Below are 13,849 nucleotides of genomic sequence, written 5' to 3'. Positions count from 1 at the left end.
AAGGATTTATATCATGGCAGATTTACTTAGCATCTCAGAGCCTAACGCCAGTAGCCTTACTGACCCATTTAATAATAAAAACAGTTTTAACAATAATGTTAATAATGACTTTTTGGCCAGCCTAGCGACAGATGCCACAAAAGCGAACCCGCAAACCAATAGTAAACACAACCGCGAAGAAATCGCCCAGCTTTTTGACTTGCCCTTGATGGACTTGTTACTACAAGCACAGACTATTCACCGAGAGAATTTCACCGCCAATGAAGTACAAATTAGCACCTTACTATCCATCAAGACGGGCAACTGCCCAGAAGATTGTGGTTACTGCTCACAATCTGGTCATCACCGTGACACCACCAAATTACAAGCAGAAAAACGCATCGAAGTTGACAAGGTAATCGCTGCTGCTAAACGTGCCAAAGCCACTGGCTCATCACGCTTCTGTATGGGTGCAGCGTGGAAACACCCAAGCGCTAAAGACATGCCTTACGTGGTTGAACTGGTCAAAGAAGTCAAAGCATTAGGGCTTGAGACCTGTATGACCCTCGGTATGCTCGATACTAATCAGGCAACACAATTGGCGGATGCAGGTCTTGATTACTATAATCATAACCTTGATACTTCACGACGTTATTATGAGCAAGTGGTCAGTACGCGCAGCTATGATGAACGTTTAGGTACCATAGAAAATGTACGCAACTCAGGTATCAATGTTTGTAGCGGTAATATCGTCGGTATGGGCGAAAGCCGTGATGACCGTATCGACTGGGTGCTTGAGCTGCTGAAGATGCCCAAAGCACCAGAGTCTATTCCAGTCAATTTATTGGTACCGATTCAAGGCACGCCAATCGGCGACAAGGTATTAGCAGAAGGTCAGTTACCAGTCCTTGAATGGATTCGTACCATTGCGGTGACACGCATTTGCTGTCCAAGCAGCTATGTGCGCCTATCTGCTGGACGTGAAAGCTTATCTGATTCTGAGCAAGCATTGGCGTTTATGGCGGGTGCTAACTCGTTTTTCTATGGTGACAAACTACTAACGACCGGTAATGCTAGCCAATCAGGCGATGACAGATTGATGCGAGAGCTTGGCTTAACCAAACAGTTTGCTGCTCCCAGAGCGCCTAAGCAAGTGCCTGTGATAGACGCGATGAGTGGTCATCAATCACAAGTCATTTCGGCTGATTTGGGCGGAGTAGTTTTGGCTTAACGCTACCATTATTGGATAATCTGCGCTAAGCTTGCGAGCATTATTGAGCGTATAGTTGATTCAGTTGAAAAAGGCCCTAGACAACCGAGTGCAGAGGTATAAGCAATACTTCAAGCGAGGGTAATGCTGCGGTAACTTTTTTGTAAAGGATTGACTATCATCTACTAAGACGTAAGAGAGAGGATGATGGCAGATTATTTCAATTGGATTAAAGCGGCGCATATTATCTCCATGGTCTGCTGGTTTGCAGCGATATTTTATTTACCACGCTTGTTTGTCTATCATGCAATGAGTGACGATAGCATCAGTCACGAGCGCTTCTCTATTATGGAACGCAAGCTCTATCGCGGTATCATGACACCATCGATGATAGCGACATGGGTATTTGGCTTATGGATGTTGGGACTGGGCTGGGATGTCTATAAAACCCAAGGCTGGTTGCACCTCAAGCTATTATTAGTGGTACTGCTCTCAGGCTATCATGGTGCTTGCGGCTTTTATCGTAAAAAACTGATGGACAATCCGCATTATAAATCGCACAAATTTTGGCGCTGGTTTAATGAAGTACCCGTTTTTGCACTAATATTTATTGTCATTTTAGTAGTAGTTAAACCTTTTTAATAGTGATGTAAATAAAGTTGTTTATAAAAAAAGCGTCCGTAACTCAAAGTCACGGACGCTTTTTTATCTGAATAAATTAACTATATTAGGGCGTGTCCTCATTCTGAAAATGGTGATAAAAATGAGATAAATTGCAGTCAAACAAGGAAAATAGCACAGATAATATCAAGATATTAGCCAGCTATTTGACGCAGTTTGGCAAGATTTAGCCATTTTTAGCCCATTTAGTTGATTTCGTTCAGATTGAGGACATGCCCTAAACGTTTGGACGCATGATTTGGTAAACATTACTCAAATCATAAACACGGTAGCGTGCAGGCTCACGACGGTTTTCACCCGCATAGCTGAGCATCAGGGCTTGCTTAGCGCGCTCGTCAACCCAGCCTACGAACAGCCCACTATGCTCGACCCTATTGTAACCATGATTGATATAATAGAGCCAATCACCAACTTCAATCTCGCCACTACTGGCATAAGGGCCTTGGCCATAAGTGCCCTTGTGTATAGTATCGCGAGTCACCCCTGCACGTTTAAATACCGCATTGAGATAATCCCAGCAACCCCCTTGGATGATTGTACGTTCGTTCAGCGCCATCTTGCGTGCGGTGCTGATTACCTCATGTGCCGCCCGACTACTCTGCGATTCAGCCGCGCTTAATAGCGGCAAATACTCGCTATCGACATTGTCATAATTGCCAGATAAGAATGGTGGTAACACCGCAGGAGCCTGACGCTGTACCTTAGGATAACGATAATTGGTATTGGAATAACTCGAATGGACACTTGGTTGCACATTATTCGCATTTGAGCGATAGCTACCAGAGTTACCGGCACGTTGAATGGTAGAGCGTGTGCTAATTTTGGCAGAAGGTACAGTAGAGTTCGAAGGCGTATAACGGGCACTATTATCAGATTGGGCAGATTTTTGGGCAATCAATGCGCTCATACTATCGGCATGAACCTGACTTATCATACCAAAAGCAACCAACAATACACTGCACGGCGCTGTAACCGACAATATGGGCAAACGCGACATGACTAACTCCTTGTCAATAAAGTATAAATGACAACATAAAAAACAATGATTAGACTTTCCAATATTACTTATAAACTATTTGGGCACGCATCTGCAAGCATTATTCACCTTAAAAAGGCGATAAACGGTATAAAAGTATAGATTAATGGTTAGGTAAGAGATGCGGTTTAGAAGAAATACAGAGAAGCGCACGCTAAATAAGAATGTATCGAACAACGTATCGATTTTATTTAGAACTGCCTATGGGTAATCGGCTAAGAAGTGGGTGGATCCTCGCTCATCTTGATATTGACATGGCGTTTGGTCAAGGTTTGACCTTGCAGGATAGCTTTGGCAGCAGTTGTCTCTTGGATGCTCTCAAAGCCGCTAATATGATATTTGTTTATACCCTTACTATCAGCAATCTGTAATTGTTCGCCGATTAGATTGACCTTGTCCCCTTCAGCCAACTGGATATGCTCGCGCTTACCTTGATTATCATGCACCAGCTCGCCAGCACGCAGCCACAATATGCCATTACTAATCATACCGCTCATGGCTTTTTTACGTTGTTGGCGTTGCCGATTAAAAATAAAACTGCCAATAATAAGCAACGCTAATGCGCCAATAGCCAAACGCTCAGACAACAGGCTCATTGCCATGGCCACCGCGACTGCCCCTACTAATAATGCAGACCCAAACCAAAACATGCCATTATCAGCAGTTTGTGGCTGACCTTGTAAGGTGATTTTAGCGCCATCATCGGTCAGCTTAAGCATGCATCATTACCTGTTGCGGAGTATCTGTAAAATATAACGAGAAAATCAAAAAACGCGGTGGCTTGTTCAGCACAAAACTGAACCAGTAGGCTAGTAATTTACTAGGCCAATAGGTTAGCTTACCAGCCTAAAGCGGTTTGTTGCATTTTAATCAATTCAGCAATGCCTTTTTCGGCAAGAATAAGCATATCATCGGCTTGTGCACGGGTAAATGGCTTCTCTTCTGCCGTACCTTGCAGCTCAATGAACTCACCTTTTTGGGTCATGACTACGTTTAGATCGGTATCACAGCTGGCATCTTCTTCGTAGTTCAAATCCAAATAAGCTTCGCCATCTTTCATACCGACAGAAACTGCCGCGACCAAACCAATCAGCGGATCTGCTTTTAGTTTTTTGGTTTTTTGAATGCTTTCTAACGCATCGATAAGCGCAATCGCGGCGCCAGTCACACTCGCGGTACGAGTACCACCATCGGCTTGCAACACATCACAATCAAGATAAATGGTATTTTCACCGAGTTTATTCAGATCAATCATGGCACGTAAGCTACGACCGATTAAACGCTGAATTTCTTGGGTGCGACCTGATTGTTTACCACGTGCCGCTTCACGCTGGTTACGGGTATTGGTCGCGCGTGGTAGCATGCCATATTCAGCGGTAATCCAGCCTTTACCTTTGCCTTTGAGCCAACGCGGGACGCCAGACTCAACACTCGCCGTACACAGTACTTTGGTATCGCCAAAGCTGACCAATACCGACCCTTCGGCATGCTTAGTATAATGGCGCTCAAAGCTGATTGAGCGAAGTTGGTCAAGCTCACGATTGTCAATACGCATAAAAATCCCTAGTACAAATATAGTGTTTTAAATATCCTAACGTGACAACGGTGCAATAGCAAGATTCGCTCAAGCTATTGCGCCGCTGCTTGGTTAAGGTTTAGCAGCAAGAATTATTCTAACCCTTCCATCTTACGCAATTCTTTACGTAGGATTTTACCCACGTTTGATTTTGGTAATTCATCAACGAATTGGATATGGCGTGGACGCTTATAACCAGTCAACTGTTTTTTGCCAAAATCAAGCAGCTCTTGCTCAGTAACTTCACCCTTTTTGACCACAAACAGCTTTGGCTCTTCGCCGCGCTGGTCATGCGGAATACCAATGGCACCGCACTCTACCACCGCTGGATGCTCACTCATGGCTTCTTCGATTTCATTGGGATAGACGTTAAAACCAGAGACCAAAATCATGTCTTTTTTGCGATCAACAATTTTGATAAAACCCTTTTCGTCCATGATACCGATGTCACCAGTTTTCAAAAATCCACTAGCCGTAAAGGTTTCAGCCGTTTCATCTGGACGGTTTTGATAGCCAATCATCACTTGTGGACCTTTGACACAGATTTCACCGCGATCGCCAAGTGTCACTTCATTTTCATTATCATCGATCAATATTACATCGGTGCTAGAAGCAGGAATACCAATCTTTCCAGTAAACTCAGCGATAGTCATTGGGTTAAAGGCAACCACAGGTGAGGTTTCAGACAAACCATAACCTTCAACGATAGGCAGACCAGTAATTTTATGCCATTCTTTTGCCACACTTGGTAAGACGGACATACCGCCGCCGATAGCAGCTTTTAGATTAGAGAAATCTAACTCTGCAAAGCTGTCTTTGTGTACCAAGCCATTAAACAAAGTATTTACTGCAGGGATAAAGGCTGGTTTATATTTAGCCATCTCTTTAATCAAACCATCAAGGTCACGCGGGTTGGGGATAAGCAGACCTGCATACCCTTGGTACATACCATACATACCGCAAACCATAAATGAGAACACATGATATAAAGGTAGTGCTGTTAAGATCACATCATCGGCGTCAGCATCATCATCAAAGGCGCTGTTCATCAACGCACTAATCTGTAGCATGTTGGCGACTAGATTACCATGTGACAGCATCGCACCTTTGGCAACACCTGTCGTACCACCAGTATATTGCAACAACGCCACATCGCTTAAATTCAAATCAGGGCGTTTATATTTGCTAGCTGATACCGCACTTAGCGCCTGTTTAAAGCTCACGCTGTTTGGCAGGCTATAGGCAGGAATCATTTTTTTGACATGACGCGCCACAAGGTTAACCACGGTCCCTTTGATCGTCCCTAACATATCACCCAGCTTACATACGACGACGTGCTTCACTTGACCTTTGTCGCTGGCTTCCTGATAGGTTTTAGCGAAGTTCTCTACGATAAATAAGGCTTTGGTGCCACTGTCACGTAGCTGATGCGATAGTTCGCGACTGGTATATAAAGGGTTGACGTTGACCAATACCATGCCAGCGCGGATGATACCCAACGCCACCACTGGATATTGCAAAATATTGGGCATCATCACCCCAACTTTATCGCCTTTGACCAACCCTAAGGACTGTAAATAGCTGGCAATCTGACGACTGTATAAGTCTAATTGCTTAAAGCTAATCGAGGCACCCATACAGATATAGGCAGGTTTTTGGCCATAACGGCTAAAATTACGCTCGAACACATCAAGTAAAGAAGTATTATCATCCGGCATATCAATCGTCGCGTCGATACCGTAGCGCTCATAAGCATTTAACCACGGACTGTCACTCGCTATCGTCGGCATGGTAGGAAATGCTTGGGTTTCAGCCATCGGTTGAGCACTCTTGGCATCATTATGGTCTGTGGTTTCTTTATTAGTACTGTCCGTCATAATCTTCCCTAAATATTACTGTTAAAATATTGCTAGTAAAACACGCCCTAATCAAAAACTTGTGAATAATAAGCCTGTTAGCTAATAAATTTAGAGGTTTTGTTATTCACAAATTTTTTACATCGAAAGCCATACCTTTTATGCAAAACTCTATTGACCACGATAAAAGTAATTAAAGCAGCCAATGGATAATCTCAGCTAAAAAACGAGTCTTGCAATTGTATTAGCACGATAGTTTTTTGCAATTTCTCGGCCAAAAAACATACATTCCTATCGTTGAATATAAAAATATATCGGCACGAACTATAGCAGTTTTGCTGGTACTTCTCTATAAATAGTACGAAATGATAATCGAAAAACAAAAAAAATGATAAGGCCGTTTGCATAGACCTTATCATTTTTCACTACCATTTGGCGTAATGAGCACCTCGAATATCGAGATACTTGCATCGATATTCAGTACTTATAAACCTCTATAAAAAGTACGAGAAACTTGATATTGGACTGTCTAACCGTGATTCTTTTCTTCAAGCACACGTAAATCTTTGTGCAAAATCTTCCCGACGTTGGATTTTGGTAGCTCATCGATGAATTCGACATAACGAGGACGCTTGTAACCGGTTAGATTTTCTTTGCCATAAGCAAGTACTTCTTCTTCGGTTAAGCTATCATCACTACGCACGATATAAATCTTTGGTACTTCGCCGCTCTTGTCATCTTTGATACCAATGACCCCGCATTCCAAAATCTTTGGATGACCTGACATCACATCTTCCACTTCGTTTGGATACACATTGAAGCCTGAAACCAAAATCATATTCTTTTTGCGATCAACGATTTTGAAGTAACCCTCTTCGTCCATCACGCCGATATCACCAGTACGGAAATAGCCGTCCGAGGTCATGACTTCAGCCGTGGCATCTTCGCGTTTCCAGTAGCCCTTCATTACTTGTGGACCACGAACACAAATCTCACCGCGCTCACCCAATGCAACTTCGTTGCCTTCTTCATCCAAGATAGCCATATCAGTCGCTGGCATTGGTAGGCCAATATTGCCTGAGAACTCGCCCGTACCCTGTGGGTTTGCTGATGCCACAGGAGAGGTCTCTGACAGACCGTAACCTTGTACGATGACGTTGCCTGTGATTTTTTGCCATTTGTCAGCGGTATCTTTTAAAACCGCCATTCCGCCGCCCATAGACATCTCAAGCTTGCTATGATCTAAGGCTTTAAATTCATCACTATTAGCTAGGGCGTTAAACAGTGTATTGACCGCTGGGAAAAATGCGGGTGGGTAATCCTTATAGGCTTTAATTAAGCTGGCGCCATCACGTGGGTTTGGCACCAGTAGTCCGATACAGCCACGATATAAGCCGAACATGCCGCAAACCGTAAATGAGAAGATATGGTATAGCGGCAAGGCAGTCATAATCACTGGCTGCTCGTTCATACTCTCAAATTTATCAAAAGCATCGCCAAGATAGGTATCACACTGAATCAGGTTGGCGACTAAGTTGCCATGTGTGAGCATCGCGCCTTTCGCGACACCCGTGGTACCACCGGTATACTGTAGGACAGCCACATCATCAAGCCCGATGTTAGTAGGGCGCTTATAGTTTTTAGCAGAAAAACGATTAAGCGCTTTTTTAAACTTCACGCTGTCCTTAATATGATAATCAGGTACCATTTTTTTGACATGGCGGACGACAGCATTAACGATAAAGCCTTTCAATGGGCTCATTAAATCACCCATCGAGGTCACCACGACATGTTCGACCAAATCTTTGCCAATGTCTTCATAAGTTTTGGCAAAGTTTTCAAGCAAAATAAGTACTTTGGCATCAGAGTCTGTGAGCTGATGCTCAAGCTCTTTTGAGGTATAAAGTGGGTTGACATTGACCAGTGTCATGCCTGCACGTAACACACCCAATACAGCAACAGGCAGCTGCAAAATATTCGGCATCATAACTGCCACTTTGTCGCCTTTGACCAGTCCAAGCGACTGTAGGTAGGCAGCGACTTGTTTACTATAACGGTCTAGTTCTTCATAAGAGAGTTTGACATCCATGCACACAAAAGCCGTTTTGCCCGCATGTTTGATAAAATTTTGCTCAAGTATATCGATCAAAGAAGTATTGGCAGCTGGCATATCAATATCGTACTGAATACCAAGCTTCTCGTACGTATCAACCCATACTTTGTCGTTACGACGAATGAGGTTATCTTGATTTTCCATAATCTTTTCTCTCCTAGTAATGGTGCGCTAGCGTCACCCATACGAATCACAGAGTGATAAACATACGAATACTCAAAAGTTAGGCTTATCATGATAATGACAAGCGAGGCTGCGAGGTAGTCATATGGTGATGAGTCAACGAGATAGCGGTAAATAGCCCTTTGTTCATTAACATACACACTTTATACAGACTACTCAATATAAAAGATTGCTACTTGAGTTCGTAAACTGGCTTGACGGTCGATATTATCATTATTATCAGTTATTTAACTGCTATTATAGACCAAATGACTGGTGATTTATTACTGAACAATTGACTATTTTTCAGTATTTTTTTAATTTTATAAGCACCTATCGCTTTTATAGTTACAGGCTAAAGTTACAGGCCAAAAATACGGTGCATAGCATTCTTATTATTTTGTTATAAGTGTCAAAAACTTGTCTTTTAATACCCTAAAGTATAAGAGAAATAATAAAAACTATTTCGCTTAACGATACTCAACTTAATCTGTAAAAGCTAACCATTAAAACACCATAAATGCGTCATGCCTAGACGTCACGCATTGTCGTCTATTCTGACTTATACCTTTTTAATTTTGCTAATATCCTTTACGATAGCACTATCTTATTTCCACCCTATTTAACTATATTAGTTCATCAGAACAAGTGCAGTAAAAAAACCTCTATTAAGAATCAAAAGCGAAACCTACTCTATGTCCGATGTTATTGATCATACAACTGCCACCATCATTCCTAACGAACCGATGGATACTCGCTCAGTAGCGGAATTCACTGAGCAAGCCTATCTTAACTATGCGATGTACGTCATCATGGATCGGGCGCTGCCAAATATCGCTGATGGTCTCAAGCCCGTCCAGCGCCGTATTGTCTATGCCATGAGTGAGCTGGGATTAAAGTCGACTGCCAAAGCCAAAAAATCGGCACGTACCGTCGGTGATGTCTTGGGTAAATACCATCCGCATGGCGATAGCGCCTGTTATGAAGCGATGGTATTAATGGCGCAACCATTTAGTTATCGCTATCCGCTGATTACCGGACAAGGTAACTGGGGCAGCCCAGATGATCCCAAATCATTTGCGGCGATGCGTTATACCGAAGCCAAAATGTCTGCTTATGCCAATACTTTGCTCGCAGAACTCGGACAAGGCACCGTTGATTGGCAAGATAACTTCGATGGCACCATGCAAGAGCCAACTACTCTACCCGCACGCCTGCCCAATATATTATTAAATGGCACGACGGGTATCGCCGTCGGTATGGCAACCGATATTCCGCCGCATAACCTCAATGAAGTGGTACGCGCGGCCATTCGCTTGCTAAAAAATCCTGAGCTATCGGTGAAGCAATTAACCCAATCGATACCAGCACCTGATTTGCCGACGCCTGCTGAGATCATTACCAGTAAAAAAGACTTACAAGCGATGTATGAAAGCGGCCGCGGCAGTTATAAAATGCGCGCAACGTTTCATATTGACCCTAAAGAGAAAAATCTCGTCATCATCGACGCGCTCCCTTATCAAGTCTCGGGTAATAAAATCCAAGAGCAAATCGCCAAGCTAATGACCGATAAAAAACTGCCTTGGATTACCGATATTCATGACGAATCAGACCACGAAAATGCTTGCCGTATCGTGCTTGAATTGCGTTCAACGCGGGTCGATGTCGATCGCGTCATGAGCCATCTGTTTGCCAGTACTGACTTAGAAAGCAATTACCGCGTCAATATGAATATGATTGGCTTAAACGGTAAACCGCAGGTCAAAAATCTAAAAGAGATATTAGAAGAGTGGCTCGTTTGCCGTCGCTCGGTGGTCACCCGCCGTTTGCAGTACCGCCTCGATAAAATCGATAAGCGTTTGCATATCCTTGCCGGCTTACTGATTGCCTATCTCAATATTGATGAAGTCATTCGCATTATTCGTGAAGAAGACGATCCAAAATTATCGTTAATGCAAGACTATGACTTAACGGATATTCAAGCCAATGCCATCTTGGATATTCGTCTGCGTCAGCTGGCAAAATTAGAGGAGATTGAGCTGCGCCGCGAGCAAGACGAGCTGGCAGCAGAGCGCGCCATCATCCAAGAATACTTGGATAATCCAGACAGTCTGACTAATCTAATGATTGATGAGCTCACCGCCGATATGAAAGAACACGGCAACGAGCGTGTAGCACAATTGGCAGAACGCGCCGAAGCGCAAGCGCTTAAAGAATCTGACCTCGTACCAAGCGAGCCGATTACTGCCGTATTATCAAAAGCGGGCTGGATTCGCGCCGCAAAAGGTCACGATGTCGATGCCGCTGGTATGAGCTATCGCTCGGGTGATAGTTATCAAGCACACGTCCGCGGTAAATCCAACGAGAGAATCTACGTCCTCGATAGCACAGGGCGCAGTTATAGTATCGATGCGCATAACCTCGCCTCAGCACGTGGACAAGGCGATCCGCTCACCAGCGTACTCAAACCGCCAGCAGGTGCCAGCTTTGAGCAGCTATTAACCGGTGCTGATAATCAGCGCATCATTCTCGCCAGCTCGCAAGGTTATGGCTTTATCAATACCATTGGTAATCTAGATAGCAATCAAAAAGCGGGTAAAAAAATTATTAACCTAGCTGCTGATAGTCGCTTGCTTCCTGTTGCTCGTATTGACGCGCCAGCAAATATGACTGGTAGCACTAATAATGATAATGCCGAAAGTGAAAGGAGCAATACATCTTCAATACCTAACCATATCGCAGTCGTGACCAATGCTGGATATTTATTGATATTTGCGCTTGATGACTTACCTGAACAGGCTCGCGGTAAAGGTAATAAAATGATTAACCTAAAAGGTGATGAAGAAGTGCTCACTATCACACCACTTAGCAAACAAGACAGCTTAATAATTACCGCTGGTAAACGTCATGTGACCTTAAAGCCGATGGATTTAGCTAACTATACTGCTAAGCGCGGTAGCCGTGGCAGTCAGTTGCCAAGGGGCTTTCAGAATGTTACTGGGGTTGAGGTTGGGTGAGTAGTATTTTTTATTACTTCAAAAGCTAGGCTAAAAGCCTAGCTTTTTGATACATCTCATCTTTAATTAAGAGCTTAAACTTATAATGTTATACACCAATGTATTCGAAAAGAGGTATCCAGTTTTGACAGCCAAGGTTATAGTGTCTGCAGGTATCAGGAATCTTCAGCCTGCTATACCCTTTATCAGTAATATTTAGCGAGCTGCTTTGCTCTGCTGTGATAATGGTAGCTAACTCTTTTTTGGCAACACAAATATTTGATAAGTCATCAGTATTTTTGGATATACTTGATTTAAGTGGTGTTATATTTAAAAGCTCAGCTTGTAATTGAGCAAGCTCTACTTCATATTCTTTTTTATTAATAATATCAACTTGAAATTTTCTTAGAAAGTTATCAAGTATGGTTTTATCGTAACTCATAAGGGATGCGCGGTCATATACCTCTTCATGAATATGCTGAGATATTATAATTTTAATCTGCCTAGACAATACACAGCCCTCTAGCATATCCCAAATATTACTAAAAATAGAGGAAGGATAGTAACGATAGCATAAATCCAAAATAGCATTAGTATCAATACAATACTTAATCATCCAAACACCTTCTGCTCAAGATATGATAACTGTTCAACACTATTAAGATTCAACATTTTCATTGCTGTATTCACAGGTAAGCTACTATCCCATACTGCAGAGATAACTTGTTGCAAATAAACCTTACCAAACTTATTAACAGCAGTATACTGTCTACCACTTTTACCAAATCCACCACTGTTTCTATCAGATAACTCATCTAAATAAATATTTAAATCTTTCTGAGTAATTCTACCAGTCAACTTGAGTTGTATTGCTATGGACTGTTTGCTCACCTTCAAGGCTGTTCTAATGGAAACAATATTATCTTCTAATGAAGCTCCGCTATCGTAATACTTTACTATTTCAGTTTCTGGAACTAATACGTAACCTGCAACACGATTACAGTATTGTTCAATTATTTGCTTACTTTTTAGTAGCTCACCATCTAATGAACTCTCACGTAATCCTAAATGAACTAGCTCATGAAGCATTGTGAAAAGTTTCCTTGAATTACTTTGACCTGACGAAAGAATAGCAATTATAGGTAGCAGTGGGTAAAATAATGCCATACCTTCCGAGCCAATTTTTTGACGTGAAATCTCGAGTACAAGAATGTCTTTTCTTTCTATGAGAGTTCGCCATGACTTATAATAATCATCATTACCATCAATTTTAAATTTAGATGTGGAAACCTCTAAGAAGTCCCTGATAGCTGAAGCATCATATTGTTCGTTATCACCTTTAAGCTTTAGCTTGAAAGGAGTAGGTTCAATGTTCATACTCTCATAAGTGTATGCCAAATCCTCACGAATTTTGGTAACCTCTCTAACAACTTTATTAAGCTGATACTTGCTTTCTTCATCATTGATATCACTTTGATTACGATGATCAATTAACTCAGGTATATCAGCTGTTTGTAAGTTATCAGATAACAAGAAGAATTCAGGCACTAAAAGAACATCTGCAATTTTTTTAAGCTGATTAAATGTGAATACAGTATCAGTTCCTAGATTTTGAGCTTTTTCTATCTTTTCTAATGGAATCTTAGTTTTTTTGGCAAGCAGCTCTCCTGAGAGTGACAATTGCCCTCTATAATGACTATAAGCCTTAGGTGAGTGAGTGATTAATTTGATCGCCATATTCCTCATGTCGTATTGAACCCATGCTAGAGTATCTTAACATACGTTATTACCTTTATATATTTAGTCTATAAAAACAGTATTGTATATTTAATTGACGATATAAGTTATTTTCTTTCATGTGACACTTTGCTTTGCCGTTACACAATCTTCGCTTACAAGTTATTAAGAAAGCTCTTATCTTCAAAGAACTGATCACTATTAAATGCGTTGCCTTAATAACTGACCAAATAATAAAAAAGGATATCCATGCCAACCCCGACCCAAAAAACCCTAATATCCACCCCAAAAATCATTTTTTTTGATATCGACGACACCTTAAGCCGTAACGGTGAAATTGCACCACAAAATAAAGCAACGCTTGAAGCACTGGCGAAGACGGATATTAAACTGGTGATTTCGACCGGACGCTCAAAGCCAATATTACCGCCAGATATTACCGCACTTTTAGAGACGGACGTTTTGGATGCCATCATTTGTATGAACGGCCAATATAGCTTTGA

At 42.1% G+C, this 13,849-nt stretch carries 11 protein-coding genes; 4 read left to right on the top strand and 7 right to left on the bottom strand.

Going from position 1 to position 13,849, the window contains the following annotated elements:
- Nucleotides 1-13 precede the first annotated feature (13 nt).
- Complete coding sequence (gene bioB / locus ACT3TU_RS11725) at nucleotides 14-1,210, top strand: biotin synthase BioB (RefSeq protein ID WP_192524389.1); 1,197 nt, start codon at nucleotides 14-16, stop codon at nucleotides 1,208-1,210.
- A 186-nt stretch (nucleotides 1,211-1,396) separates the two neighbouring features.
- The gene (hemJ, locus tag ACT3TU_RS11720) at nucleotides 1,397-1,831 is read left to right on the top strand and encodes a protoporphyrinogen oxidase HemJ (RefSeq protein ID WP_192524398.1); all 435 of its coding nucleotides are present in this window, start codon (nucleotides 1,397-1,399) and stop codon (nucleotides 1,829-1,831) included.
- Nucleotides 1,832-2,087: 256 nt separating this feature from the next.
- Here hemJ and ACT3TU_RS11715 read toward each other — a convergent pair whose 3' ends face one another.
- From ACT3TU_RS11715 to ACT3TU_RS11695, 5 genes are all read right to left on the bottom strand, one after another.
- The gene (locus ACT3TU_RS11715) at nucleotides 2,088-2,867 is read right to left on the bottom strand and encodes a hypothetical protein (RefSeq protein WP_192524390.1); all 780 of its coding nucleotides are present in this window, start codon (nucleotides 2,865-2,867) and stop codon (nucleotides 2,088-2,090) included.
- Nucleotides 2,868-3,121: 254 nt separating this feature from the next.
- A complete protein-coding gene (locus ACT3TU_RS11710; RefSeq protein ID WP_192524391.1) occupies nucleotides 3,122-3,625 on the bottom strand; it encodes a hypothetical protein in 504 nt (167 codons plus the stop codon).
- Between the two features lie 119 nt (nucleotides 3,626-3,744).
- Nucleotides 3,745-4,461, bottom strand: coding sequence for a ribonuclease PH (gene rph, locus ACT3TU_RS11705; protein ID WP_192524392.1), 717 nt, complete (start codon nucleotides 4,459-4,461; stop codon nucleotides 3,745-3,747).
- Nucleotides 4,462-4,574: 113 nt separating this feature from the next.
- Nucleotides 4,575-6,359, bottom strand: a complete 1,785-nt coding sequence (locus ACT3TU_RS11700; RefSeq protein WP_192524393.1) for an AMP-binding protein — start codon at nucleotides 6,357-6,359, stop codon at nucleotides 4,575-4,577.
- Nucleotides 6,360-6,867: 508 nt separating this feature from the next.
- Nucleotides 6,868-8,595 (bottom strand): AMP-binding protein, encoded by a 1,728-nt coding sequence (locus ACT3TU_RS11695; RefSeq protein WP_192524394.1) that lies wholly within the window; start codon nucleotides 8,593-8,595, stop codon nucleotides 6,868-6,870.
- A 713-nt stretch (nucleotides 8,596-9,308) separates the two neighbouring features.
- Here ACT3TU_RS11695 and parC point away from each other — a divergent pair.
- Nucleotides 9,309-11,630, top strand: coding sequence for a DNA topoisomerase IV subunit A (gene parC / locus ACT3TU_RS11690; RefSeq protein WP_192524395.1), 2,322 nt, complete (start codon nucleotides 9,309-9,311; stop codon nucleotides 11,628-11,630).
- Between the two features lie 88 nt (nucleotides 11,631-11,718).
- Here parC and ACT3TU_RS11685 read toward each other — a convergent pair whose 3' ends face one another.
- The gene (locus tag ACT3TU_RS11685; RefSeq protein WP_192524396.1) at nucleotides 11,719-12,225 is read right to left on the bottom strand and encodes a DUF4411 family protein; all 507 of its coding nucleotides are present in this window, start codon (nucleotides 12,223-12,225) and stop codon (nucleotides 11,719-11,721) included.
- The gene (locus ACT3TU_RS11680; protein ID WP_192524397.1) at nucleotides 12,222-13,346 is read right to left on the bottom strand and encodes an ImmA/IrrE family metallo-endopeptidase; all 1,125 of its coding nucleotides are present in this window, start codon (nucleotides 13,344-13,346) and stop codon (nucleotides 12,222-12,224) included. Before ACT3TU_RS11680 ends, ACT3TU_RS11685 begins: the two co-directional genes overlap by 4 nt.
- Before the next feature lie 249 nt (nucleotides 13,347-13,595).
- Here ACT3TU_RS11680 and ACT3TU_RS11675 point away from each other — a divergent pair.
- Nucleotides 13,596-13,849 (top strand): HAD family hydrolase (locus ACT3TU_RS11675; protein ID WP_444752780.1); only part of this gene is annotated, 254 nt, incomplete at its 3' end.

The sequence above is a fragment of the Psychrobacter sp. AOP3-A1-26 genome, from assembly GCF_052378235.1.
Taxonomy (GTDB): domain Bacteria; phylum Pseudomonadota; class Gammaproteobacteria; order Pseudomonadales; family Moraxellaceae; genus Psychrobacter.
The sequence above is the reverse complement of the archived record's forward strand: the minus strand, read 5'-3'. Positions and strand labels throughout refer to the sequence as shown.